Genomic DNA, 24,004 nt, shown 5'->3' on the forward strand with positions numbered 1-24,004 from the left:
CGCTGCGCTGGGTCGCTTCGCTCCGCTCGCGATGACGGCTTGGCCTCTCAAAAGTCGATGGAAGCCGACAGCCAAACCGTGCGCGGGGCGCCCAGGATGAGGGCGCCGTTCGGGTTGGCGATCCAAAAGTGGTTGTCGGTGACGTTGCTCATCGTCGCCCGCAGCGTGACCGGCCTGTCCTGCACGAGCGTGGCGTAGCGCAGGCCGAGATCCAGGGTCGTCCAGTCCGGGATCTTCGAGAAGGGCAGGTTGGTGAACGTCGTGCCGGCATAGGACGCGCCGGTATAGACGACTGTGGCGATCGCCGTGAGGCCGCGCAGGATCGGCGTGTCCCATTCGAGGCCCGCGGTGGCCTGGAAGCGCGGCGCGCCGGTGGCGGGATTGCCGTCGTAGAGACCGCCCCGGGTCCGGCGCCAGCGGGCGTCGAGCAGGGTCGCGCCGGCGATGACGCGCAGGTCCGGGACGACCTCGCCGAAGATCGTCCCCTCGAAGCCGCGGTTCCGCTGCGTGCCGCCGACGCTGAAGACGTGGGTCACGGGATCGACGTTGCCGGCCGGCTGGGTGATCTGGAAGGCGGCGAGCGTCGCCCCGAAGGTCTTGAAGTCGAGCTTCGTCCCGATCTCGTATTGCCGCGACCGGGCCGGCGGGAAGGTCTGCGCGACGTTGACCGCGGAGCCGGGCGGCTTCAGCGCCGTGAGGCCCTGGACCGCGTTGGCGTAGAGCGACAGCACCTCGGTGGGCCGCACCACCAGGCCGAAGGCCGGAGTCGTCGCGCTCTTGTCGTAGGTGCTGCTCAGGAGACCCGTGACCGGGGCGTAACTCCCGAGCTCGATCTCCTGCCGGCGCGCGCCGACCATCAGCTCGACCAGCCCGTCGGCGACCGACATCGTGTCGGCGACGGCGTAGCTCGTCATCCGGTTGTAGCTCGACCGACCCCGGGGGAAGGCAGCCTTCGGTTGCCCCGGCCAGGCCAGGCGGACCGGCGCGTAGAGGTTGGAGTCATAGTCCGGGTAGGTGATCTGTCCGAGCGTCAGATCCTGGTCGAGATACGTCGCGGTGAACACGGCCTCGTGCTTGATCCAGCCCGTGTCGAAGCGCGCCCGGGCCCCCGTCTCGCCCGACAGCGTCGCGGTGTCGCCGGTCTGGAAGATCGAGTTCACCCTGGTCCGCCCGGTCCGGTCCAGGAGGGTGAAGGCGGGGTTCTCCTGCTTGTCGTAGGTGAAGCGGTTGCCGCCGAGGGCCGCGAACAGCGTGATGTCCGAGGTCAGGTCGAACTCCGCCCGCCCGAGGGTGGTGAGGCTGTCGGACCGGGAGAAATCGAAGGTCTGGGACATGTTCCGGCGCGGGTCGGGCGCCCGGGGCACGCGCAGGCCCTCCACCGGATTGCCGCCGCGGGTCTGGGCGTCATAGGCGTCGTGCTGATAGATGACGTCGAGGAACAGCCGGAACCGGTCGCCGTCGTAGTCGAGGGCCAGCGAACCGACCCCGTTGCGCTGGGCCGTGCGGTCGATCGGCGTCGCACCGCCCAGGCCCGCGCCGTTGATCCGCACGCCGATCTGCTTCGCGTCGCCGTAGCGCCGCGCCACGTCGAGCTCGGCCCCGCCCCGCGTCGTGGAGGCGTAGTCGACCGTCGCCCGGTTCAGCGGCTCGTCGCCCGCGCGCTTGGTGACGACGTTCACCGTGCCGGCGATGCTGCCGGAGATCGAGGTCCCGAACAGGAACGCCGCCGGACCCTTGAGCACCTCGATCCGTTCGAGGGGGGCGGGGTCGATCCGGTAATCCGGCACGAGCCCGTACAGGCCGTTCAGGGCGAACTCGCGGTTGTCGACCCGGAAGCCGCGGATCGTCAGCGCGTCGTAGCGGTTGCCGCTGCCGATCGAGGCGCGCACCGACGGGTCCGTGCGCGTCAGGACATCGCCGACGCTGACCGCCTGGAGATCGCGGATCGTCTTCTCGGTGTAGCTCGCCGTGCTGAACGGCGTGCGCATGTAATCCCGGTTGCCGAGAATGCCGAGCCGGCTGCCGCGGGCGACCTGGCCGCCGGAAAACGCTTTCGGCAGGCCGCCGGCCTCCCCCTGCCCGACCCGGCCTGCGGCCGGATTGCGCGACTCGACCGACAGCGTTTCGAGTTGGACCGCGGTTGTCGCGGGCTGGCCCGAGCTTTCCTGCGCCAGAGCGGCGTGGTGCGTCAGAAGGAGAAGCGTTGCCAGAGGTGCAACGTGGCGGACATGCGTGCAGGTCATGACGAAGCGGACGCCGATCAAGTCGTGAAACCATGTCGGCGGTCGATTCTTCTCTCCGCAGAGCGGATCGGCATGGGAATCATCGTTGGGCCAACACATCGCCGCTAGCAGCGCCGGAATGTTGGAGCAAGAAATAAAACCTAGTTTTTATAAATTACAAGCTAGAGGAATGATCAATTATAGAGTTGCGTGTTCGATGATGGAAGGTATTGCAGATCTGTATTGATTTATCGAAACGAAATATCTGACATGATCGTTGGATAAACTTCAGTCCTCACCCGCATCCTCGGGCGTGAGGATGGGACCGGCGGAGACGCGGGATGGGGCGGCGATCCGGATATGCTGGTGGCCTCGCTCGGTCCCGGACTCGACGCGCGTCGCCTAACGGCCGCTGGACCCGAACCCGCCCGCGCCTCGGCCCGAGCCCGAAGCGGACTCGTCCTCCAGCACCGTCAGGACCGGCCGGGTCACCCGGGTGAAGACCAGCTGCGCGATCCGGTCGCCGGGCTCGATCCGGACCGGATTGGCGTCGTCGCGATTCCAGGCCGAGACCATCAGGGGGCCCTCGTAATCGGCGTCGATCACCCCGGTGCCGTTGCCGAGCACCAGCCCGTCGCGGTGGCCGCGGCCGGAGCGGGGGAAGATCAGGCCGCACCAGTCGGGGTTGCCGATCAAGACGCAGAAGCCCGCCGGGATCAGGACCGGGGCGTTCCGCGGCGGCAGGACCAGCGGGGCGTCGAGGCAGGCATGGAGGTCGAGGCCGGCGGCGGCCGCGGAGCCCCAGCGCGGAAACCCCCAGCCCGGCAGCCGGGGGTCGAGGAGGCGCAGCCCGACTTCCGGCAGCGCGCTCACGCGCCGAGCCGCGCGATCGCCTCGGCCAACGCCAAGGTGCGCCGGGCGGCCTCGACATGCAGGCGCTCGACCATGCGCCCGTCCAGCGCGATCACCCCATGCGCCTGAGTCTCGGGGGCGTCGAAGGCCGCCACCACCCGGCGTGCTTCGGCGATGTCCGCCGGGTCCGGCCCGAAGGCGGCGTTGGCCGGGCCGATCTGGCTCGGATGGATCAGCATCTTGCCGTCGAAGCCGAGATCGCGGCCTTCGGCGCATTCCGCCGCGAAGCCGGCGGCATCCCGCAGGTCCGTGAAGACGCCGTCGATCGCCTCGATCTCGTAGGCCCGTGCGGCGGCCAGGACGGTCATCAGCCAGGGACGCAGGGCGGCCCGTCCCGGCGGGCGGATCCGGCTCGCCTTCACCAGGTCGTTGGGGCCGATCACCAGGGCGGCGAGCCGTCCGTCCACGTCCCGGGCGGCGCCGGCGATCTCGGCGGCGTTGACCACCGCCATCGGGGTCTCGATCATCGCCCAGATCCGCGTCGCCAGCGGCGCCCCGAGCCGGCGCAGCCGCGAGCCCACCGCGATCAGCGTGTCGGAGCTGCGCACCTTCGGCACCAGGATCGCGGCGGCCCCCGCCCCCGCGAGCGCCGCGAGATCGGCCTCGCCGTCCTCCGTCTCGGGCGGATTGATCCGCACCACCACCTCGCGCGGGCCGAAGCCGGCTCCCGAGACGGCGGCGGCCACCATCGCCCGGGCCTCGGCCTTCTTCCCCGGGGCGACGCCGTCTTCCAGGTCGATCAGGATCACGTCGGCGGGGAGCGTGCGCGCCTTCTCCAGGGCGCGGGCATTCGAGCCGGGCATCGCCAGCACGCTGCGGCGGGGACGGATCTCGCTCATCACGCTTCTCCCGGGGCCGGCGGGACGCCCTTCGGGTCGCCGATAGCTTTCCGCCGCGTCCCGGGCAAGAACGCATCGCGGGGCGAGATCGATACGGGGACGGGATGGCGCGCTGGGTCGCGGGGCTCGATGGCAGCCGGGGCGCCTGGGCGGGGGCCTTGCTGGATCTCGACGATCCCGGCCGGCACCGCTGCGGGCTGTTTCCCGACGTGGCGGCGCTGCTCGACGCGCCGGAGCAGCCCCTGATCGTCGGCATCGACGTGCCGATCGGCCTGCCGGACCGGATCCTCGGCGGCGGCCGGGCCGCCGACCGGGCCGCCCGCGCCCGCCTCGGACCCGCGCGGTCCTCGGTCTTCCCGATGCCGCCCCGGGCGGCGGTCTACGCGCCGGATTACGACGCCGCCAAGGCCGCCTCGCGGGCGGCGAGCGAGCCGCCCTTCGCGCCCTCGATCCAGGGCTACAACATCTTCCGATATGTCCGGGCCGTGGACGAGCTGCTGCGGGCGCGGCCGGACGCGCTGGCGCGGGTGTACGAGGTCCACCCGGAAGTGGCCTTCCACGCCCTCAACGGTCTGCGCCCCCTCGGGCTGCCGAAGAAGGGCGCCCGGGCCCGGGAGGGCCTGGCCCTGCGCCGGAGCCTGCTCGCGGCGGCGGGCCTGCCGGCCGCCCTGCTCGATGCCCGGGCGAAGGGCGTGCCCGCCGACGATCATCTCGACGCGCTGGCCGCCCTGGTGGTGGCCTGGGACATCCTCGACGGGCGCGCGGTGCCCCTGCCGGACCTGCCGGAGCGGGATGCCCACGGGCTGCCGGTGGTGATCTGGGCGCCGGCCGTGCGGGTGGCGTCATCGGTCGCCTCAAGCTCTTGTAACCGATCACATCTTGCTGATCGACCGTGACCGGTGTCCGTTCGGGCCGGTGCGCTCTAGCTCAGTCTCATGAACCAACCGAATCCCCCCCCGATCCGCCACATCGCCCGGGCGATCGTCCTCGACCCGCAGGACCGCATCCTGCTGATCGCCTACGCGTCGGTCCACGCCAAGGGGCCGGATGGCGAGCCGCTGCGGTTCTGGTTCATGCCCGGCGGCGGGCTGGAGCCCGGCGAGGATCACGTCACCGCCTGCCGGCGCGAGCTGGGCGAGGAGATCGGCCGCGACGATGTCGAGATCGGCCCCCAGGTCGCGGTTTGCGACGGCCCGTTCCACCTGTTCCGCCAGTCACGCGACGCGCGCGAGCGCTACTTCCTGGTCCGCCTGCCCGACGACCGGATCGATACCAGCCGGCTCGCCGAGACCGAGGACAACCCGGTGATCGGGACGCGCTGGTGGCCCCTCGCCGAGCTCCGCGCCAGCGGCGAGCGCGTCGAGCCGGCCGGTCTCGCCGACCTGGCGGCCGATCTTGCCGCAGGGACTATTCCGACCCGGCCGCACGTTCTGACTTGGCACGATCACTGACCCGGATCTCGCACCTGCGAGATCGCCCAAACTCGAGGAGACTGCATGTTCCCTGAATTCCTGACCGAGGGCTACCGCGCGTTCCTGGCGGACCGGTTCCCGACCGAGCGCCGGCGCTTCGCGCAGCTCGCCCAGAGCCAGGAGCCTCAGATCCTGGTGATCAGCTGCTGCGACAGCCGCGTGGCCCCCGAGGCGATCTTCGATGCGGGCCCGGGCGAGCTGTTCGTGATCCGCAACGTCGCCAACATCGTGCCGACCTACGAGCCGGACGGCGCCTATCACGGCACCTCGGCGGCCATCGAGTTCGCGGTCCAGGCGCTGCAAGTGAAGCACATCGTCGTGCTTGGCCACGCCACCTGCGGCGGCATCAAGGCCTTCGCCAACAAGGCCGCGCCGCTCTCGAGCAGCAACTTCATCGGCAAGTGGGTCTCGCTCGTGGCTCCCGCCGAGGCCAAGGCCGGGGATTCGAGCGCGCCCGACTACCTGACCCGGATGGAGCACGCCATGGTCAGCCAGAGCATGGAGAACCTGCTGACCTTCCCGTTCATCAAGGAGCGGGTCGAGGACGGCCGGCTCAACATCCACGGGGCGCATTTCGGCGTCGCCAACGGCGTGCTGCTGGTGCGCGATCCCGAGACCGGCGATTTCCACCCCGCCGTGGACCAGGCCGGCCGCAAGGTCCTGCCGACCGCGGTGGCCTGCGACTGAGGGACGGCCCCAAGGCGAAGCGCCGGGCTCGATCGCGATCCGGTCGAGCCCGGCTCATGGGCCAATTTGACGAGACGGGGCTCCGCGGGACGACCTATCCGCGCGCCGAACCTCCACCTCATCCTTCGAGACCCTCCGGCGCGGCGGTGTCGCGACCAGACACGAAAAAGGCGGCGGGCTCGCACCCGCCGCCTCTTCCTATGCCGCCCGGCCGAGGCCGGGCGATACGCGAACTTACATGGCGCCCGGCAGACGCTGAGCGTGGTCGTAATGCATCTGCAGGGCCGGCAGGGCCTGCTGGGCGTAGTTGCGCAGGGCCGGGTTCGGGCCGCCCTGGGCATAGGCCTGGGTCATCGCGATCGACATCTGATGCGCCTGGATCTGCTGGCTGGCATAGAGGCGATCGAAGCGCGGGCCGGCCGGGGTCGCCGACAGCTCGGCGAGCATCGCCTGCTGCTGCGCGTTCGGCGGGACGAGCGTGGAGGCGCCGGTGGCGGTGGCATCACCGCGGCCGAGGCGGCTGCCCGCCTGCGCGCCGTTTGCGGCGCCGGATCCGATGCCCTCGAGGCCGCCGACCGGGCCGCCCGCCAGGGTGCCGCCGACCACGCCGGTCGCCGCGCCGACACCGGCGCCGACAGCGCTCCCGGCCACCGACAGCGGCGCCGTCACGAGGCCGCCGAGGCCCGGGTCACGGCCCGCCATGGCATTGGTCTCGCCGCCGGCCAGCGCCACGTTGGCGGCGCGGTGATCGCGGATCGCCTCCTGGGCGTAGGACCGCACCTTCGGGTTGCGCGACTTCGACAGGGCGATCTGCGAGGACTGGATCTCGAAGGAATTCGCCTGCATCGACTGGAGGCGGAAATCGTTCGCGTCTTGCGCGAAGGCCGGGGTCGACACAGCCAGGACGAGCGCGGACGCGGCAGCGTAATTCTTCAGCATTGTGACCTCAGTACGTGATGGGAACGCGAGCCGGCACGCTGGGCCGGATGGTGGAGCCTAGACCTCTCCCGAGGGCCAAGACCTCGCAGCCGAGACCATGCGGCGACATGCTCGCGAATTGGTTCGTCAACGGGGCTATGGACTTATGGTTCCTGCTGATTTTTTGCTTAGCCAGCGGGATTGAGGGGATTCTACTGATGCCGGCAGCGCCGTGATCCTGTTCGAAGTTCAGATCCTGCGCGCCGCGGCCGCCCTGATGGTGGTCTGGCACCATGCGCGCCACGAGACCGGGCTGATGGCCGCCCGCGGCGCGGGGCCGGCCCTCGATCCCGGTACGGCGCTGCCGTGGTGGGGCGGGGTCGACCTGTTCTTCGTGATCTCGGGCTTCGTCATCGTGCACGCGAGCGGACGGCTGTTCGGCGCGCCGGGCGGACGCGCCCGCTTCCTGGCCCACCGGGCCGCCCGGGTGGTGCCGCTCTACTGGCTGGTGAGCCTGGTGTTCCTGGCCGTCGCCGTGGTTCGACCCGATCTTCTCGGGGATGCGGCGGCGTTGCTGAGGGCGCCCGGCACCATCCTGGCCGGGTTCCTGTTCTGGCCGGCGGCCCGGCCGGACGGCACCATCCAGCCCCTCTACGGGCTCGGCTGGACCCTCAATTACGAGGCGTTCTTCTACGGGCTCTTCGCGATCGGGCTCGGCTTCGGCCGGCGCGGCGCCGTGGCCTGGCTCGCCCTCGCCCTGGTGACCTTGGTGACCATCGGCCTGCTGGTACCCGGGCTGCCGGTGCCGATCCGGTTCTGGGCGAACCCGATCGTGCTGGAGTTTCTGCTGGGGGCCGGCCTCGCCCTCGCCTACCGGGAGGGATTTCGGCCGAGCGGGACGCTCCGTCTCGGCCTCGCCTTCGCCGGGCTCGTGGGGCTGGCCCTGGCCGCCCGCCTGCTCGTCGGCGAGGGCGCGGGCGACGGCGTCCTGCGCCCGCTGCTCGTCGGTGTGCCGGCCTGTCTGCTGGTGGCCGCGGCCCTCGGCCCGGAACGCGCTCCGGCGCAGGTCGCGGCGTTGCCGGCACCGGTGCGCGGTCTCGTGGTCCTCGGCAACGCCTCCTACGCCCTCTACCTCGTGCATCCTTTCGCCCTGCGGCTCGGGCGCGAAGCGCTCGTGCGGCTCGGCCTCGCCCCGGCCCTGCATCCGTGGGGCGGCCTCGTCGTGATGGTCGCCGCCAGCGTCGTGGCCGCTCTGCTGGTGCACCGCTTCGTCGAGCGGCCGCTGACCCGATGGGCGAGAGCCATCCTCGAACCGCGGGGCGCGCAAAACCGTGTGCGCGCGGCCCCGACCCCGGTTCCCCCCGGGCGCCGGGCGGATTAGCCTCACGCACCGGAGGAGGAAGCCGCGATGAAGACCCTGCTCGTTCCCGTCGCGATGCACGACGGCTTGACCTCCGTGTTCGAGACGACGCGGCTCGCCGCGACCCGCTTCGGCAGCCTGATCGAGGGTGTGTCCCTGCGCCCGGCCCTCGCCGAGTACGTGCCGGTCGACATGGTCGGCGGCATGACCTGGCTGCGCGACGAGGAGGCCGACCGGGCCGAGGCCGAGGAGGCGGGCGGGCGCTTCGTCGCCTTCATGGACGGAGCCGGCATCCCGCGGCACGCCCGCGACGGGCTGTGCATCCCCGAGAAGGTCGCGGATGCCGGGCCGCGCTACCGTTGGCGGCAGGACGTGCCCACCGGTGACGCGTTCCTCGGCCAATATGCCCGGCTGTTCTCGGCCACCGTGGTCGGCCGGCCCGGGACGACCGACAACGCCCCGCGCATGACCACCTTCGAGACCGCCGTGTTCGAGGGCGGCCGCCCAATCCTGCTGGCGCCACCGACCGTCCCCACCACGCTCGGCGACGCGATCCTGATCGCCTGGAACGGCTCCACCGAGACCGCCCGGGCGGTGGCCTTCGCGATGCCGTTCCTGCGCCGGGCCGAGCGGGTGCTGGTGCTCAGCGTCGAGGGCGGCATGGTGCCGGGGCCGAGCGCCCAGGACCTCGCCCAGGCCCTGGCCTGCGAGGGCGTGGCGGCCTCGCACCGGGCCCTCCCGGCCGGCCGGCGGGCGCCGGGCGAGACCTTCCTCGCCGAGGCCAAGGCGTTCGGCTGCGATCTGCTGATAAAGGGCGCCTACACCCAGAGCCGCCTGCGGCAGATGATCTTCGGCGGCGTCACCAGCCACGTCCTCGCCCATGCCGACATGCCGGTTCTGCTCGCGCACTGAGCGCGGCGGGAACCGTCGCCCGCCCCTGGCGTTCGGCCCCCGCAGCCGGACCAGGATCCCCGTGACGACATCCGTAAGCCGCTTCCTCCTCGCCGCCCTGCTGACGGTCGTTGCCGCGACCGCTGTCCGGGCGCAGCCGACCACCGCCCGGTTCCGCGGCATCGTGGAATGGGCGGAGGCCGACCGCATCCAGATCCGCCGCCCCGGCGGCAGCACCCTGACCCTGCGGATGAACCCGCGGACCCGCGTCTTCGCGGTGACCGAGGCGGCCCTGCGCAACATCAAGCCCGAGAGCTACGTCAGCGTGCTGGCCGCGTCCGGGCCCGAGCCGCGCCGCGCCAAGGCGGTGACCCTGTACTCCCCCTCCGAGCGCGGCTTCGAGGCCGGCACCCAGCCCTGGGATACCGATCCGGGCGCGACGTTGACGGCGGGCTGGGTTGCCGACCTGAAGGGCGGCCGCCCGCTCCGGCTGACCCTGGGCTATGGCGGCGGCCAGTCGAGCTTCGAGATCCCGGCCGGGACCCCGGTCACCGCGATCGCGCCGGGCGAGAAGGCCCTGCTCGAGCCGGGGGCCGCCGTCACGCTGTTCGCCCAATCCGGGCCGGACGGCGCCCTCTCGGTCGGCACGATCGCGGCGGGCCGTCAGGGCGCCGTTCCCTCGTTCTGACGGAACGGAAGACCACCCACCTTGCGTCATCGATCCGCGGCCAAGGGAGGCGCGCCGCAGCGCAAGCTGCGCTACATCGTCTGTCCATGACCGAGTCCGCCTTCGCCCTCGATCCGCGTCTGGCCGCCGACACCGTCGAGGTGGGCGACCTCGCCCTCTGCCGCGTGCTGCTGATGGACGATGCCCGGTTCCCCTGGCTGATCCTGGTGCCGCGCCGGCCGGACGTCTCCGAGATCACCGACTTGTCCGAGGCCGATGCCGCGGATCTGTGGCGCGAGACCCGCATCGCCACCGGGGTGATGCAGGGCCTGTCGAAGCCCGACAAGGTCAATGTGGGCGCGCTCGGCAACGTCGTGGCGCAGCTCCACGTCCACGTAATCGGCCGCTTCCGCTCCGACCCGGCCTGGCCGGGGCCGGTCTGGGGCTTCGAGACCCGCAAACCCTACCCGTTCCATGCCCGCGCCCAGCTGATCGAGCGCGCCGGCGCCCTGTTCTCCGCGGCCTGAACCCGAATGACAGATCCCCGCGACACCCTCGGCTTCGTCCGCAATCGCCTCGACCGGCACTCGGCCGAGCAGCCCGAGGAGGCCGTGCCCGCCTTCGACGCGCCGGATGCCCGCCTCGTCCTGATCTGCGGCGACCGGATCGTGCTGCGCGGGCCGACCGCGCTGATCACCCCCGCCGACGCATCCGAGCTTTCCGGGACGCGGATCTTCCTGGGGCACCGGGACGGCCGGCCGGTCTTCGCGGCCTCCGCACCGGCCGAAGCCGCGGAGGGGTTTGCTGCCGGCGAGACCCGCACTCTCGACCTGCGCAGCATCGCGACCGAATCCGCCGTGGAGGCCGAGGAGCTGGGCCTGCTGGCGGTGGCCAAGTCGATGCTCGACTGGCACACCCGGCACGGCTTCTGTGCCAATTGCGGCACCGCCACCGTCGCGAAGGCGGGCGGCTTCCGGCGGGAATGCCCGGCCTGCAACGCCCACCATTTCCCCCGGGTCGATCCCGTGGTGATCATGCTGGTGCGCCGGGGCGAGACCTGCCTGCTCGGCCGCGGCCCGCATTTCCGGCCCAACATGTATTCCTGCCTTGCCGGCTTCCTGGAGCCCGGCGAGACCATCGAGGACGCGGTCCGCCGGGAGGTCTTCGAGGAGACCCGGATCCGGGTCGGCGCGGTCACCTACCGGACTTCGCAGCCCTGGCCGTTCCCCTCCTCGCTGATGCTGGGCTGCGCGGCCGAGGCGCTGGACGGCGCCATCGTGACCGATCCGAGCGAGCTGGAGGATGCCCGCTGGTTCGACCGCGCTTCCGTCGCCGCCATGCTGGACGGGACCCATCCCGAGGGGATCCAGGCCCCGCCGCCCATGGCGATCGCCAATTACCTGATGCGCGCCTTCGTGGCCGGCGAGACCTGATCGCGCCGCAAGGGCTCAGCCCTTTCCGCCGCTCGGCCGGCTCGGGTCGTCGGCCGGGTTGATGTAGTTCAGCCCGAACGGGCCTGAGCCGTTGACCTGCAGCTCGACCGGCTCGTCGGTGGTCCAGAGGGAATGGGGCATGTCCTCCGGCAGGTAGACGAAGCCGCCGGCCTTCAGCGCCGCGCCCTGCGCCTTGTCCAGGGTCCTCCCATGCGCGTGGTGGATCGAGCCCGACAGGATCGTCAGCGTCTCCGGCTTGGAATGCGTGTGCGGGGCGATCACCGTGTTGGCCGGGAATTTCAGCCGCAGCACGAACGGCCCGGGCTTGGCCGGATCCCCGGCGACCTGGCTGATCTGCGTGCCCTTCGGCAGGTTCGCCGGCCCCGGCCCGTAGACTACCGACGCCGCATCGGGCTTGACCACCATCCCGGGCGCGTCGTGCTCCGCGGCCAGGGCAGGCCCGGCCATGAGGAGCATGGCCGCAACACCGAGCCAAGAACCTGTCGTCATGGAGCGCCTCCCGGATCCCGCGGACGTCTTTCGCCGCGCAGGCCTTTTCTGGGGCCGGCCTGGCGGTTTCCCAGGCACGGGCGCTGGCGCAGATCGTCGCGGCCTTTCCCGTCATTGCGAGCGCAGCGAAGCAATCGAGTGCTGCGCGCGATCTCCGGAGGTGGTGCTTCCCTGGGTTGCTTCGCTGCGCTCGCAATGACGGACCGGAACGTCTGACGAGATCCGGACCAGCTTCAGGCAGGCGGGAGCGTGAGATCGAAGAAGCGCTCAGATCGCCAACCGCGCCGGTCCCGCCTCGGCCGGCACCGCGGCCCGCATCTCCGAGAACGCCTCGCCGACCATCAGGAGCGCCGGGCCGTCGAGGCCGGCGGTTTCGACCCGGTCGGCGAGATCGGCGGCGGTGCCGCGCAGCGAAGCCTGGTTCGGGCGGCTGACGTTGAAGACCAGCAGGGCCGGAGTCGTCGGCGCCAGGCCCTCGTCCACCGCCCGGGCGAGCAGCGCACGCAGGGTGCGCTTGGGCATGTAGACCACCGTGGTCACGCTCGGATCGGCGAGCGCGCCCCAGTTCAAATCGTCCGGCAGGGCGCCGCGGCGGTCGTGACCGGTGACGAATTGCAGGCGGCGGGCGGCGTCGCGATGGGTCAGCGACAGGCCCAGCGCCGCCGCAGCCCCCTGTGCGGCCGAGATGCCCGGCACCACGGTCACCGGGATGCCGGCGGCCCGGCAGGCCTCGATCTCCTCGCCGGCCCGGCCGAAGACCAGCGGGTCGCCGGATTTCAGCCGCACCACCTGCTTGCCGGTGCGGGCGAGCTGCACCATCAGGGCGTTGATGTCGTCCTGCCGGCAGGAGGGACCGTGCCCGGTCTTGCCGACCAGCATGGTCCGCGCCTCGCGCCGGGCATAGTCCAGGATCTCGGGGGCGACGAGGTCGTCGTACAGGATCACGTCGGCGTTGCGCAGCGCCCGCAGGGCCTTGAGGGTCAGGAGCTCCGCGTCGCCGGGGCCCGCCCCGACCAGCGTCACCGCGCCGCCCTTCGGGGCCGCCTCCGTGTCGCCGAGCAGCTCGGCCAGATCCTGCTGCGTCGGCGCCCGGTCGGGCTCCGCGAAGGCGCGGTCGGTGAAGCGCTCCCAGAAGCTGCGCCGCTCGGCAAAGCCGTGGAACCGCGCGGTGACGCCGTCGCGCCAGTCGCGGGCGGCCCCGACCCAGCGGGCGAACCCGCGGGGCAGCATCGCCTCGATCCGCGCGCGCACAGTCTGGCCGAAGACCGGGGCCGCACCTTCCGTGGAGATGCCGACCACCAGCGGCGAGCGGTTGACGATGGCGCCGAACTTCACGTCGCAGAGATGCGGCCGGTCGACCGCGTTGACGATGGCGCCGGCGCCCCGGGCCGCGACCACGAAGGCGACGCAGTCGGCCTCGTCCTCTAGGGCGCCGATGCAGAAGGCCGCGCCCCAGAGGTCGTCCGGCGTCCAGGCGCGCGCGTGCAGCGCGACGCTGCCGTCGACGATCTCGCCCGGAACGGCGCGCAGCTCGTCGCTGGGCTCGGGCGCGTAGACGTCGACATGGGCGCCGGCCGCAGCCAGGACCTTCACCTTCCAGGGCGCCCCGCCCGAGGAGCCGGCGAGCACGACCCGCTTGCCGCGCAGGGGCACGAACACGGGCAGCACCGCCAGGGGCTCGAGGCCGGCGGATTGGGTCTCGCGGGGGGCGCGGGCTGCGCGCAGGGGGACGGGGGAATCGGTCACGAGTCTGTCCTGATCGTCCTGAGCCGGATGGTCCCGTCCGCCCCCTCATCCTGAGGTGCCGGAGCGCAGCGGAGGCCTCGAAGGAGGCCTCCAGAGATCGCGCGGCCGTCTGGAGGTCTCCTTCGAGGCCCGCTGACGCGGTCACCTCAGGATGAGGGGATCTAGCAGGAGCAGCCAGCCACTCTTCTCTCGCCAGCATATCAGAAAATCACGCGGCGCGGGCGGTCTGGCCGGGGAGCATCTTGCGGATCTCCGGGATGCAGGAGCCGCAATTCGTGCCCGCCTTGCAGGCGGCGCCCACCGCCTCGACCGAGCCGGCCCCCGCCGCGATCGTGGCCGCGATCACGTCGGCGCCGACGCCGTGGCAGGCGCAGACCACCGGGCCTGCCGGCGCCGTGGCGGCGCGGCCCGAGAGCAGGGCCCGGCGCTCGGCCGCCTCGGGCTCCGCGACGGCGAACAGGGCTTTGGCCGCCTCCCAATCGGGGCGGGCTCCTGCGGGAGCGTAGGCGAGGCAGGCAATGAGCCGCGCACCGTCATAGACGGCGCAGCGGTAGCGGTCGCGGGCGTGGTCGGCATATTCGGCGAGCTCGAAGCCGGCCAGCGCCTCGCTCTGGATCAGCCCGCGGACCATCAGAGCGACGGCGCTGGAGCTCGCCGCCGTGGCGAATTGCACGCCCCAGCCGCCGGTGATCGCCGCCCGCGCCCACCACCAGCCCTCCGGCAGCGCCACCTGCCGGCGCGACAACAGGTAGCCGCGGGCGCGATACGCGACGGGCTCCAGCGCGGCCGGGGTCGCCTTCAGCTCGGGCTGGCCCGAGACGGGATCCGGCACGCCGCGCACCAGGGCGCCGACCCGGGCCTTCGACGCGTAGGCGCTGCCCCAATGCATCGGCATGAACAGGCAGCCCGGCACCACGCTGTCGGTGATCATTACCTCCAGCTCGGCCTCGCCGTGCTCGGTGCGCAGACGCGCGATGCTGCCCTCCGTCAGGCCGAGCCTGGCCGCGTCGTCGGGATGCACCTCGACGAACGGGACGGCGCGGTGGGCCGAGAGGCGCTGGCTCTTCCCGGTGCGGGTCATCGTGTGCCAGTGGTCGCGCACCCGGCCGGTATTGAGCACGAAGGGGAAATCCTCCGAGACCGCCTGCGCCAAGCCCGGCGGCTGCACCGCCACGAAGCGCGCGCGCCGGTCGAAGGTGTAGAACCGCCCGTCACCGAACAGCCTTGCCTTGCCCTGCGGCGCGCCCCGGGGGCCGGAGCGCTTCGGGATCGGCCATTGCACCGGCAGGTTGATGTCGTAGGCGGCGTCGCTGATGTCGGTCAGGGCACCCAGATCGAAGTCGCGGGTGCCGTTGTTCTCGTAGGCCGAGAGGCCGGCATGCTCGCGGAACACCGCGGCGGCCGAGGGGAACGCGAAGGCCTTCTCGTGGCCGAGCCGGCGGCCGACCTCGGACAGCACCGCCCAGTCGGCGCGCGCCTCGCCGGGGGCGGCCAGGAACCGGCGCTGCCGGGAGATCCGCCGCTCGGAATTGGTGACCGTGCCGTCCTTCTCGCCCCAGGCGAGCGCCGGGAGCAGCACCGTGGTCTTGCCGAGGCCCCGCACCGTGTCGGAATCGGCCATCACCTCGGAGACGACGTAGAGGTCGAGCCCCTCGAGGCCTTGGCGGATCAGGTCGGCCCGCGGCATCGAGACCAGCGGGTTGGTGCCCATCACCCACAGGGCCTTGATTTTGCCCCGGCTGACCGCCTCGAACAGCGCCACCGCCTTCATGCCCTCGCCGGTGATGATCCGGGGGGCGCCCCAGAACCGGCGCACCCGGTCCACCTCCTCGGGGGAGAAGTGCATGTGCGCGGCCAGCATGTTGGCCAGGCCTCCGACCTCGCGCCCGCCCATGGCGTTGGGCTGGCCGGTGAGGGAGAACGGGCCCATCCCGGTCTCGCCGATGCGGCCGGTGATGAGGTGGCAGTTGATGATGCTGTTGCCCTTGTCGGTGCCCTGGGCCGACTGGTTCACCCCCATCGAGAAGGCGGTGACCACCCGGCGGGTGCCGGCGAACAGGTCGTAGAAGGCGGCGATGTCGGAGTCCGGCACGCCGGTGGCCGCCGCGACCGCGGCGAGGTTCGGCGCGATGAGGCGGGCGCGGTCGAGGGCCGCGTCGAGCCCGGCGGTGTGGGAGTCCACGAAGGCCCGGTCGCGGAACCCGTTATCCGCCAAGTGGACGAGCAACCCCGAGAACAACGCCACGTCGCTGCCGGGCCGGATCCCGAGGAACAGGTCGGCCTCCTGGCCGGTCTGGGTCCGGCGCGGGTCGATCACCACGAACTTGGTGCCGCGCCGCGCCTTGGCGTCAGCCATCCGGCGGAACAGGATCGGGTGGCACCATGCGGTGTTCGACCCGACCATGACGATCAGGTCGGCCTCGTCCAGATCCTCGTAGCAGCCCGGCACCGTGTCGGAGCCGAAGGCGCGCCGGTGCGCCGCCACCGCGCTCGACATGCACAGCCGCGAATTGGTGTCGACATGCGGCGTGCCGATGAAGCCCTTCGCCAGCTTGTTGGCGACGTAATAATCCTCGGTGAGGAGCTGCCCCGAGAGGTAGAAGGCGATCGCGTCCGGCCCGTGGGTCTCGGCCACCACGCGGAGTTTGTCCGAAACCGTGCCGAGTGCGGCGTCCCAGGAGACCCGGGCCCCGTCGACATGCGGGTGGAGCAGCCGGTTCTCCAGCGACACGGTCTCGCCGAGGGCCGAGCCCTTCGAGCACAGCCGGCCGAAATTGGCCGGATGCTCGGTATCGCCCGCGATGGCCACGCCGCCGCTCCCGTCCGGGGTCGCGAGCACGCCGCACCCGACCCCGCAATAGGGGCAGGTCGTCCGCACCGTCGGGTCTGCCACGGACAGGGTCATGGCTCGGTCCTCGAAAGTTTTTGTTCGACATCCGCCGCAAGAGGTGGGCCGCGCTACCTGTCACCTGACAGCGCGTGGATCGTCCCCGTTGCCGGATGGGCGCGGGTCCCCTCTCCCGTGCGGGAGAGGGGGCGCGTCGCGTTCCGCATGGGCCGCGGCCCGCACGGAGAAGGCGCGGCTAGTACACGTCGGCCTGGTAGCGGCCGGTCTTCTTGAGCGCGGCGAGGTAGGCGACCGCGTCCTCGGGGCTCTTGCCGCCGAACTGGGCCGCCACGTCGATGATCGCCCGCTCGACGTCCTTGGCCATGCGCTTGGCATCGCCGCAGACGTAGAAATGCGCGCCGCCTTCGAGCCACTCCCAGAGATCGGCGCCGTTCTCGCGCATCCGGTCCTGGACGTAGGTCTTCTCGCTGCCGTCCCGGGACCAGGCGAGCGACAGGCGGGTCAGGATCTTGTCGTCCTTCAGCTTGGTCAGCTCGTCCTTGTAGAAGAAGTCGGTGGCCTGGCGCTGGTGGCCGTAGAACAGCCAGTTGCGGCCGGGCGCCCGGGTGGCGGCGCGCTCGCGCAGGAACGACCGGAACGGCGCGATGCCGGTGCCGGGGCCGCACATGATCACGTCCTTGGAGAGATCCGCCGGCAGTCCGAAGCCGTGGGCCTTCTGCAGGTAGATCTTGACCTTGGTCTGCTCGGGCAAGCGCTCGCCGAGATGGGTCGAGGCCACGCCCAGCCGCAGCCGGGAGCGGTGGTTGTAGCGCACCGCGTCCACGGTCAGGGACACGATCCCGGCATCCATCTTCGGCGAGGACGAGATCGAGTAGAGCCGCGGCTGCAGCTCGTCGAGCGCCTCCAGGAAGACCTCCGCGTCGGGCCGGGCGCCGGGGAACTTGTGCAGGGCGCCGAGCACGTCGAGATAGGCGGCGTCGCCGTCCGGGTCCTCGCCGGAGGCCAGGGCCTGCGCCTTCTTGCGGGCCGCGCCCGAGGTGAGCAGCGACAGCAGCTGGTAGAGGTTGTCGGGCGCCGCGCCGAGCGCGTAATCCTTGAGCAGGTGGTCGCGCAAAGTCTTGTCGCCGATCACCCGCTCGGGCCGGGCGCCGAGCTCGGCGATCACCGCGTCGACCAGGGCCGGGGCGTTGGCCGGGAACAGGCCGAGGGAGTCACCGGCCTCGTAGGTGATCGGCGTGCCGTCCAGCCCGATCTCGATATGCCAGGTCTCCTTCTCGCCACCCGGGTCGTTGAGGCGCCGGCGGGACAGGAACAACGCCTCGACCGGGTTCTCCCGGCAGAAGCCCAGGGGACCGAGATCGGCCGCCGGCTTCGGGGCGTCGCCCTCGGCCTTGGGGGCGGCGGGCGCGCCGGACGAGGCGCCGAACTCCTCCTCCAGCTTCTTGAGCATGCGCAGGGTCTCCTTGCCGCCGGGCTGGCAAAGATTCAGGCGCTCCTCGTTCTTCAGGAAGATCGCGTTGGCGTAGTCGGCGCAGTTATAGCCGCACTGGCCGCAATCCTGCTGAGCCATGGCGGCCATCAGCTTCTGCGGCTCCGGCCGGTCCTTGGCCAGGGCCATCCGGTCGCCGATCGGCACCGAGGGGTCGTGCCAGGGCGCGTCGTCGTTGTCGGCAAGCTTGGGGCCGCCGGGGGGCGCCTCGCCCGGTGCGAGCGCGGTCGCTCCCGTCACCGTGGGGCCGAGCAGGGCCGCGAAGTAGCCCGAGAGCCACGAGCGCTGGTCGGCGTCGAAGGGCGCGGTCTCGGGGATCAGGACGAGGGGGGGCGCGACGTGCTCGCTCATGCTGCGGCCTTCAGGGCTGGCTGTTCCTCGGCGGCATCCCGCAGGGCTTCGGCGCCGGTGCGGGCGGTGAAGGCCTGGAAGCTCTCGTCCGGGCCTTGCCGGCGGGCCAGGTAGGTGCGCAGCAGCGCCTCGACGCGGAAGGGCGCGTCCTCGGCTCTGACGGCCTTCCAGATCTCGGTGCCGATCTTCGGGTTCTCGGCGAAGCCGCCGCCGACCACGATGTCGTAGCCCTCGACCGTGTCGCCCTCCTCCGAGACGACCACCTTGGCGCCGATCAGCCCGATATCGCCGATGTAGTGCTGGGCGCAGGAATGGTGGCAGCCGGTGAGGTGGACGTTCACCGGCACGTCGAGCTCGGTGACGGCACGCTCGACATGGTCGGCGATGATCAGGGCGTGGCCCTTGGTGTCGGAGGCGGCGAACTTGCAGCCCCGGGCGCCGGTGCAGGCCACGAGGCCGGAGCGGATGCCGGCCGCCTTGATGGTGAGCCCGAGCGCGTCCACACGGCTTTCGACCTCAGCGACCTTGGCGTCCGGAACACCGGAAAAAATGAAGTTCTGCCAGACGGTGAGGCGGATCTGGCCATCGCCGCACTCCCGGGCGATCTCGGCGAGCGCCCGGACCTGGTCGCTGGTCATCTTGCCCACCGGCAGGACGACACCGATCCAGTTGAGGCCGGCCTGCTTCTGGGCGTGCACACCGACATGGGCGAACCGGTCGGTGGGCCGGCGCGGCGCGACATGGGCGGGGTCGACCCGGTCGAGCTTGCGGCCGAGCTTGTCCTCGACGGCGGTGAGGTACTTGTCGAAGCCCCAGGCGTCGAGGACGTACTTCATCCGGCTCTTGTTGCGGTTGGTCCGGTCGCCGTTCTCGATGAACACCCGGATGATCGCGTCCGCCACCGCGTTGCAATCCTCGGGCTTGAGGACGATGCCGGTGTCGCGGGCGAGGTCCCGGTGGCCGGAGATGCCGCCGAGCACGAGGCGCATGTAGATTCCGGGCGCCACCGCGGCGCCGTCCAGCACCTCGATCGCCTGGAACCCGATATCGTTGGTCTCCTCCAGGGTCGGCATCACGCCGCCGCCGTCGAAGGCGACGTTGAACTTGCGCGGCAGGCCGTAGAGCGAGCGGTCGTTGATGATCCAGTTGTTCCAGGATTTCGCCAGCGGGCGGGTATCCAGCAATTCCTGGGCGTCGATGCCGGCGGTGGACGAGCCGGTGACGTTGCGGATGTTGTCGGCCCCCGCGCCGCGGGCGGTGAGGCCGATATCGACGAGCCCGTCGAGGAACGGCTGGGCGTGCTCGGGGCCGATCTCGCGCACCTGGAGATTGGCCCGCGTGGTGACGTGAACGTAGCCGCCGCCGTGCCGGTCGGCGAGGTCGGCGACGCCCGCGAATTGCCAATGCTGCAGGATACCGTTGGGGATCCGCAGGCGGGCCATGTAGCTCACCTGGTTCGGGGCGACCCAGAACAGGCCGTGATAGCGCCAGCGGAAATTGTCTTCGGGCTTGGGCTGCTTGCCGGCGGTCGCGTCCGCGATCAGCCGGTTGTGGCTGTCGAACGGGTGCTCGGCGCGCTTCCACTTCTCCTGCTCGCAGAGCTTGCCGCCGTCCTTGACGGTCCGGTCCTGCGCCTTGATGTGGATCGCGTCCGGCCCGGTCGGCTCCGCCGGTGCGGCCGGGCCCTGCCCGATCGCCAGGCCGCCGGTCAGGCGCGCCGCCGCGATGCCCGAGGCGAAGCCTTCGAGGTAGCGCTTCTGCTCGGCATTGAAGCCGTCCAGGGCGTGCGGTGTGGTGGTCTCGGCCATCTGCGCCTCCCTAAGCCGCCAGCGGCTCGGGCGCCGGGCGCCCGAACATCAGATCTTCGACGCTCTCGACCGGATCGCCGGAGCGGATCAGGCCCTTGCACGCGCCCTGCTCGGCGATGTCGCCGACGAACACGGCCCCGATCAGCCGGCCGTCCCGCACCAGCAGCTTGCGGTAAAGGCCGGCCCCGGGATCGGACAGGACGACGGCCTCGGCATCCTCGGGGCTGTCCACGAGGCCGGCGGAAAAAACCGGCAGGCCGGAGACCTTGAGGCTGGTGGCGAGCGAGGTGCCGGCATAGGCGGCGCTCCCGCCGGCCAGATGCCGGGCCAGGGTGTCGGCCTGCTCGTAGGCCGGCTCGACCAGCCCGTAGATCTGGCCCCGATGCTCAGCGCATTCGCCGAGCGCGAAGATGCGCGGGTCCGAGGTGGTCATCCGGTCGTCAACCTGGATGCCCCGGCCGATCTCCAGCCCCGCCCCCTGCGCCAGGGCCACGGAGGGGCGCACGCCCACCGACATGACCACGAGATCGGCTGGCAGCACGGTCCCGTCTGCGAGGATCAGGCGCTCGACCTTGCCGTCGCCCTCGATGCGAGACGTGTCGGCCTTGAGCATCACCCGGACGCCGCGGGCCTCCATGGCGCGCTTCACCAGGGCGGCTGCATGGTGATCAAGCTGGCGCTCCATCAGCCGGTCCATGACGTGGAGCAGGGTCGTGTCGACGCCCAGCCGCGCGAGGCCGACCGCCGCCTCGAGCCCGAGCAGCCCGCCGCCGATCACGATCGCCCGGGCGTGCTGCACGGCCGCCCGGCGGATTGTAGCCACGTCGGCGAGATCGCGGAAGGTGATGACCCCGGGAAGATCCATGCCGGGCTCCGGCAGGCGGATCGGCAGGGAGCCGACGGCGAGGACCAGCTTGTCGAAGGGCAGGACGTGGGTCTCGCCGACCAGGACGAGGCCATTCTCGCGGTCGATCTGGGTGACCGGAGCGCCGGTGATCAGGCGGATGCCGTGGGCCGCGTACCAATCGAGGCCGCGAAATTCGCAGGCCGCCTCATCGACCTCGCCGCCGAGCAGCGAGGAGAGCAGGACCCGGTTATAGGCGGCCTTGGGCTCTGCGCCGACGCAGGTGACGTCGAAGCGGCCGGGCGACCCTTCGGTCAGCCGCTCCAGAAACCGGAGCGAGGCCATGCCGTTGCCGACCACGACGAGCCGCTCGCGCGGCAGACCGGTTTGGGCGCGCGCATCCTGTGCGCTGGTGTCGAGCGGGGATGTCGCCATCTCTGGATCGCGTCTGAGACCTCGAGTGCAGGGTCGTCGGCGGACCGCCCACGAAAAAGCCGCTGCCGGTCATCCCCCGAAGCAGGCTTGAAGCCTCAGGAGAACCGGATCAGCGGCCTCGCTGACGGCGCTGCCCGTCGTCGTTGACGGACACGATCAGTAGAGCAGGTTCCGTGCCAATTGCGGCACGCGGCGCTAGAATGTTGGGATCATTGATCAATCGGCGCCGCTGCTGAGGCTCGCTGGCGCCGAAAGCACTCTAGACGCGCTGCACAAAAAGCAGGCGGCGGGTCACTTAAAAGGTCAGCGCGGGCAGGCGGTGGATCGCTGGTCAGAACTGAGCGCCGAGCGCGGCCGGATCGCGTGACGGCCTCATCGCGATCACAGCGTGCCTGTGAGGCACCTCAGTCGGAGATTGCGCATGACGCTATGATGCTTCGCGGCGGACGGGATCACGGCGGGGCTTCGGCCGACGCGACGGCGTCAGGCCCGACGCTCGGGTGCGATCAGATCAACGTCGAGAGCATCGCCAGCAGGCCGAGGGTCGGCATCGCGCCGGCCACGAGGACCCAGTACCACGACGGGATGCCGCCGGGACGGCGGTTATCGTTGCTGGCGCGCGGCGCCTTGGCACCGCGGCGAACATAACGTCGAAGCTCGATCCGGCTGCGCGGATGCGATGTCGACGATTCGGTATCGAGTTTACGGCATCCGGGCATGGCAGCGATGTAACGGCCGAGACCCGGCAACGTTCCCAGCCCGCTGAAGTCTATACAGACCGCAAATGACGAAAGGGTCGGTTTGTCTTCCGCGGCTTAAACGGCCGTGGCGGCACGGTACAGGTCGGGCCTGAAGACGGCCGCCGCCTCCACCTCCGGGCGGCTGTCCTGCGGGATCTGTCGCGATGCGCGCATCTGCGCCACGAGCCAGTGGACGGCCTCGGCGCGCGGCTCCTGGACCCGCGCGCCGACGTCCAGAGGTCCCGGCATCGGCCGCGTCGCGCCCGCTGCGTCCAGAACCGCGACGCTCCGGAACGCCCGGTCGATCAGGTCGACATCCAGGTTGAGATAGGTCCGGTGCGCGAGGCGGTGGACGAGGTCGGCACGGTTATCCGGGTCGGCGCACCAGTGCCCCGCGCGCGCCACCGCCCGGACCAGGGGCAGCGTCGCGCCGTCGAGGCGGGCCGACACGGCCAGGACCTTCTCGGGGGCATCGGGCGCGAGGTCGCAGCCGAGCGCCGCGATCCGCCCATGGCCCGCCGCCACGGCGACGGCGTTCCAAGGCGCGCCGGCGCAGTAGCCGTCGACCAAGCCGCGGGCCAAGGCCTCGACGCTGTGCTGGGGCGGAACCACGACGGTCCGGAAGGCTGCGGGATCGAGACCGCCGGCCTCCGCGAACAGCCGCAGCTGGTAGCTGTGGCAGGAGAAGGGATGCACGGTCCCGAGCGTCAGCGGCCGGCCCGCGTCCCGGCGCTCGGCCGCGACCCGGGCGAAGGCCCGGGCGACGTCGGCCAGGTCCTCGCTCGCCGGTGCCATGGCCGCCCAGAGATCGCGCGAGACCGTGATGGCGTTGCCGTTGGCGCTGAGCTGCAGCGGCACGATGAGGTCGGAGGGCGGCCCGGACAGAGCCAGCCGGCTCGCCAAGGCGAGCGGCGCCAGCATATGCGCGCCGTCGAGATGCCCGAGGGCGAGGCGGTCCCGCAGGGTCGCCCAGGACGGTTCGGCGGACAGGTCGAGCTCCAGCCCCTCGGACCGGGCGAAGCCGAATTCATGGGCCGCGATCAGCGGCGCGGCATCGCAGAGCGGGACGTAGCCGAGCTGGAGCCTCATCCGAGCAGATCCGCCGTGGTGACGATGGCCCGGGCAATGTCGGCGATCTTGCGCTTCTCGTTCATGGCCTTGCGCCGGAGCTGCTTGTAGGCCTCATCCTCGGTGAGCCCCTTCAGGTTCATGAGGATGCCCTTGGCCCGCTCGATCAGCTTGCGGTCGGCCAGCTCGCCGCGCGCCTCCGACAATTCCCGCTGCAGACGTGCGAAGGCGTTGAAGCGCAGGATCGCGATGTCGAGGATCGACTTGATCCGCTCGGCCCGCAGCCCGTCGACCACGTAGGCCGAGATCCCGGCATCGACCGCGGCCTGCATCATGGTCGTGTCCGACCGGTCGACGAACATCGCCACCGGCCGCTCGACCTGCCGGGAGACCCCCGACATCTGTTCCAGGATATCGCGGCTCGGGCTTTCCAGATGGATCACCACCACGTCCGGCTTGAGGGCGGTGATCCGCTCCAGCAGGTCGGCCGTGTCGGGGATCACCACGATCCGGCCGATGCCGGCCGCGCGCAGGCCCTCCTCCAGGATCGCCGCGCGGGCGCGGCTCGGGTCGATCACGGCGACGGTGAGATTGGATTCGGTCATCGTGGCCCGGTCGGGCGGGTCTTCTCGCGGGGCGGCCCGGCTCGGGCCTCGTCGGCCAAGCAAGGTGTATGCCCTGCAACCGGCCCCATCGTTACCGCCGCGCAAACAAACGGTCTAGCTTCCGCCGCAATGCTGGGGGCATCCTGGCGCTCACGGAAC

The 24,004-nt window shown here is 71.3% G+C and carries 21 protein-coding genes; 8 read left to right on the top strand and 13 right to left on the bottom strand.

Annotated features, from left to right (window positions below; genetic code table 11):
• Positions 1 to 47: 47 nt before the first annotated feature.
• The 3 genes from LGR69_RS21965 to LGR69_RS21975 all read right to left on the bottom strand — a co-directional run bounded on the left by LGR69_RS21965 (position 48) and on the right by LGR69_RS21975 (position 3,973).
• Complete coding sequence (locus LGR69_RS21965) at positions 48 to 2,264, bottom strand: TonB-dependent receptor (protein WP_230367320.1); 2,217 nt, start codon at positions 2,262 to 2,264, stop codon at positions 48 to 50.
• Between the two features lie 360 nt (positions 2,265 to 2,624).
• The gene (dut, locus tag LGR69_RS21970; RefSeq protein ID WP_230367321.1) at positions 2,625 to 3,095 is read right to left on the bottom strand and encodes a dUTP diphosphatase; all 471 of its coding nucleotides are present in this window, start codon (positions 3,093 to 3,095) and stop codon (positions 2,625 to 2,627) included.
• Positions 3,092 to 3,973: an HpcH/HpaI aldolase/citrate lyase family protein gene (locus LGR69_RS21975; RefSeq protein ID WP_230367322.1), complete on the bottom strand. Its 882-nt coding sequence runs from the start codon at positions 3,971 to 3,973 to the stop codon at positions 3,092 to 3,094. The genes dut and LGR69_RS21975 overlap by 4 nt, the downstream gene beginning before the upstream one ends.
• A 104-nt stretch (positions 3,974 to 4,077) precedes the next feature.
• On the opposite strand from LGR69_RS21975, the gene LGR69_RS21980 reads away from it, so the two are divergent.
• The 3 genes from LGR69_RS21980 to LGR69_RS21990 are packed head-to-tail and all read left to right on the top strand — an operon-like array spanning position 4,078 to position 6,132.
• Positions 4,078 to 4,869, top strand: coding sequence for a DUF429 domain-containing protein (locus LGR69_RS21980; protein ID WP_230367323.1), 792 nt, complete (start codon positions 4,078 to 4,080; stop codon positions 4,867 to 4,869).
• Between the two features lie 39 nt (positions 4,870 to 4,908).
• Positions 4,909 to 5,424, top strand: a complete 516-nt coding sequence (locus LGR69_RS21985) for an NUDIX hydrolase (protein ID WP_230367324.1) — start codon at positions 4,909 to 4,911, stop codon at positions 5,422 to 5,424.
• Positions 5,425 to 5,469: 45 nt separating this feature from the next.
• Positions 5,470 to 6,132 carry a carbonic anhydrase gene (locus LGR69_RS21990; protein WP_230367325.1) on the top strand — a complete coding sequence of 221 codons (663 nt, stop codon included), beginning with the start codon at positions 5,470 to 5,472 and terminating at the stop codon, positions 6,130 to 6,132.
• 234 nt (positions 6,133 to 6,366) lie between these two features.
• Here the strand turns inward: LGR69_RS21990 and LGR69_RS21995 are convergent, their stop codons facing one another.
• A complete protein-coding gene (locus LGR69_RS21995) occupies positions 6,367 to 7,071 on the bottom strand; it encodes a DUF4142 domain-containing protein (protein WP_230367326.1) in 705 nt (234 codons plus the stop codon).
• Positions 7,072 to 7,282: 211 nt separating this feature from the next.
• On the opposite strand from LGR69_RS21995, the gene LGR69_RS22000 reads away from it, so the two are divergent.
• The 5 genes from LGR69_RS22000 (at position 7,283) to nudC (ending at position 11,401) form a co-directional block, all read left to right on the top strand.
• On the top strand, positions 7,283 to 8,431 hold the full coding sequence (locus LGR69_RS22000) for an acyltransferase family protein (protein ID WP_230367327.1): 1,149 nt from the start codon (positions 7,283 to 7,285) through the stop codon (positions 8,429 to 8,431).
• 27 nt (positions 8,432 to 8,458) lie between these two features.
• Entirely contained in the window at positions 8,459 to 9,322 is an 864-nt protein-coding gene (locus tag LGR69_RS22005; RefSeq protein WP_230367328.1) for a universal stress protein, read from the top strand.
• A gap of 61 nt (positions 9,323 to 9,383) precedes the next feature.
• A complete protein-coding gene (locus LGR69_RS22010; RefSeq protein WP_230367329.1) occupies positions 9,384 to 9,989 on the top strand; it encodes a hypothetical protein in 606 nt (201 codons plus the stop codon).
• 86 nt (positions 9,990 to 10,075) lie between these two features.
• Positions 10,076 to 10,495 carry an HIT domain-containing protein gene (locus tag LGR69_RS22015; RefSeq protein WP_230367330.1) on the top strand — a complete coding sequence of 140 codons (420 nt, stop codon included), beginning with the start codon at positions 10,076 to 10,078 and terminating at the stop codon, positions 10,493 to 10,495.
• A 6-nt stretch (positions 10,496 to 10,501) separates the two neighbouring features.
• On the top strand, positions 10,502 to 11,401 hold the full coding sequence (gene nudC, locus LGR69_RS22020) for an NAD(+) diphosphatase (RefSeq protein ID WP_230367331.1): 900 nt from the start codon (positions 10,502 to 10,504) through the stop codon (positions 11,399 to 11,401).
• 15 nt (positions 11,402 to 11,416) lie between these two features.
• Here nudC and LGR69_RS22025 read toward each other — a convergent pair whose 3' ends face one another.
• The 9 genes from LGR69_RS22025 to LGR69_RS22065 form a co-directional block, all read right to left on the bottom strand.
• Positions 11,417 to 11,911, bottom strand: a complete 495-nt coding sequence (locus LGR69_RS22025; protein WP_230367332.1) for a cupin domain-containing protein — start codon at positions 11,909 to 11,911, stop codon at positions 11,417 to 11,419.
• A 267-nt stretch (positions 11,912 to 12,178) separates the two neighbouring features.
• Positions 12,179 to 13,657, bottom strand: a complete 1,479-nt coding sequence (cysG, locus tag LGR69_RS22030) for a siroheme synthase CysG (protein WP_370881392.1) — start codon at positions 13,655 to 13,657, stop codon at positions 12,179 to 12,181.
• Positions 13,658 to 13,865: 208 nt separating this feature from the next.
• The gene (locus LGR69_RS22035; RefSeq protein WP_230367333.1) at positions 13,866 to 16,562 is read right to left on the bottom strand and encodes a nitrate reductase; all 2,697 of its coding nucleotides are present in this window, start codon (positions 16,560 to 16,562) and stop codon (positions 13,866 to 13,868) included.
• Between the two features lie 178 nt (positions 16,563 to 16,740).
• Complete coding sequence (locus tag LGR69_RS22040) at positions 16,741 to 18,345, bottom strand: sulfite reductase subunit alpha (protein WP_230367334.1); 1,605 nt, start codon at positions 18,343 to 18,345, stop codon at positions 16,741 to 16,743.
• Positions 18,342 to 20,153 (bottom strand): NirA family protein, encoded by a 1,812-nt coding sequence (locus LGR69_RS22045; RefSeq protein ID WP_230367335.1) that lies wholly within the window; start codon positions 20,151 to 20,153, stop codon positions 18,342 to 18,344. The genes LGR69_RS22040 and LGR69_RS22045 overlap by 4 nt, the downstream gene beginning before the upstream one ends.
• 10 nt (positions 20,154 to 20,163) lie before the next feature.
• Positions 20,164 to 21,432: an NAD(P)/FAD-dependent oxidoreductase gene (locus tag LGR69_RS22050; protein WP_230367336.1), complete on the bottom strand. Its 1,269-nt coding sequence runs from the start codon at positions 21,430 to 21,432 to the stop codon at positions 20,164 to 20,166.
• A gap of 506 nt (positions 21,433 to 21,938) precedes the next feature.
• Positions 21,939 to 22,181, bottom strand: coding sequence for a hypothetical protein (locus LGR69_RS22055; RefSeq protein ID WP_128754983.1), 243 nt, complete (start codon positions 22,179 to 22,181; stop codon positions 21,939 to 21,941).
• A 66-nt stretch (positions 22,182 to 22,247) separates the two neighbouring features.
• Positions 22,248 to 23,261 carry a CmpA/NrtA family ABC transporter substrate-binding protein gene (locus tag LGR69_RS22060; RefSeq protein ID WP_230367337.1) on the bottom strand — a complete coding sequence of 338 codons (1,014 nt, stop codon included), beginning with the start codon at positions 23,259 to 23,261 and terminating at the stop codon, positions 22,248 to 22,250.
• On the bottom strand, positions 23,258 to 23,845 hold the full coding sequence (locus tag LGR69_RS22065; RefSeq protein WP_007562443.1) for an ANTAR domain-containing response regulator: 588 nt from the start codon (positions 23,843 to 23,845) through the stop codon (positions 23,258 to 23,260). The genes LGR69_RS22060 and LGR69_RS22065 overlap by 4 nt, the downstream gene beginning before the upstream one ends.
• Positions 23,846 to 24,004: the final 159 nt, after the last annotated feature.

The sequence above is a fragment of the Methylobacterium brachiatum genome (assembly GCF_020523825.1).
Lineage (GTDB): Bacteria > Pseudomonadota > Alphaproteobacteria > Rhizobiales > Beijerinckiaceae > Methylobacterium > Methylobacterium brachiatum.

Coding starts and splice junctions, on each gene's coding strand:
- LGR69_RS21980 (WP_230367323.1), top strand. CDS start 4,078: ATGGCGCGCTGGGTCGCGGGGCTCGATGGCAGCCGGGGCGCCTGGGCG.
- nudC (WP_230367331.1), top strand. CDS start 10,502: ATGACAGATCCCCGCGACACCCTCGGCTTCGTCCGCAATCGCCTCGAC.
- LGR69_RS22015 (WP_230367330.1), top strand. CDS start 10,076: ATGACCGAGTCCGCCTTCGCCCTCGATCCGCGTCTGGCCGCCGACACC.
- LGR69_RS22060 (WP_230367337.1), bottom strand. CDS start 23,261: ATGAGGCTCCAGCTCGGCTACGTCCCGCTCTGCGATGCCGCGCCGCTG.
- LGR69_RS21975 (WP_230367322.1), bottom strand. CDS start 3,973: ATGAGCGAGATCCGTCCCCGCCGCAGCGTGCTGGCGATGCCCGGCTCG.
- LGR69_RS21985 (WP_230367324.1), top strand. CDS start 4,909: ATGAACCAACCGAATCCCCCCCCGATCCGCCACATCGCCCGGGCGATC.
- LGR69_RS22065 (WP_007562443.1), bottom strand. CDS start 23,845: ATGACCGAATCCAATCTCACCGTCGCCGTGATCGACCCGAGCCGCGCC.
- LGR69_RS21995 (WP_230367326.1), bottom strand. CDS start 7,071: ATGCTGAAGAATTACGCTGCCGCGTCCGCGCTCGTCCTGGCTGTGTCG.
- LGR69_RS22040 (WP_230367334.1), bottom strand. CDS start 18,345: ATGAGCGAGCACGTCGCGCCCCCCCTCGTCCTGATCCCCGAGACCGCG.
- LGR69_RS22035 (WP_230367333.1), bottom strand. CDS start 16,562: ATGACCCTGTCCGTGGCAGACCCGACGGTGCGGACGACCTGCCCCTAT.
- LGR69_RS22005 (WP_230367328.1), top strand. CDS start 8,459: ATGAAGACCCTGCTCGTTCCCGTCGCGATGCACGACGGCTTGACCTCC.
- LGR69_RS22045 (WP_230367335.1), bottom strand. CDS start 20,153: ATGGCCGAGACCACCACACCGCACGCCCTGGACGGCTTCAATGCCGAG.
- LGR69_RS21990 (WP_230367325.1), top strand. CDS start 5,470: ATGTTCCCTGAATTCCTGACCGAGGGCTACCGCGCGTTCCTGGCGGAC.
- LGR69_RS22025 (WP_230367332.1), bottom strand. CDS start 11,911: ATGACGACAGGTTCTTGGCTCGGTGTTGCGGCCATGCTCCTCATGGCC.
- LGR69_RS22050 (WP_230367336.1), bottom strand. CDS start 21,432: ATGGCGACATCCCCGCTCGACACCAGCGCACAGGATGCGCGCGCCCAA.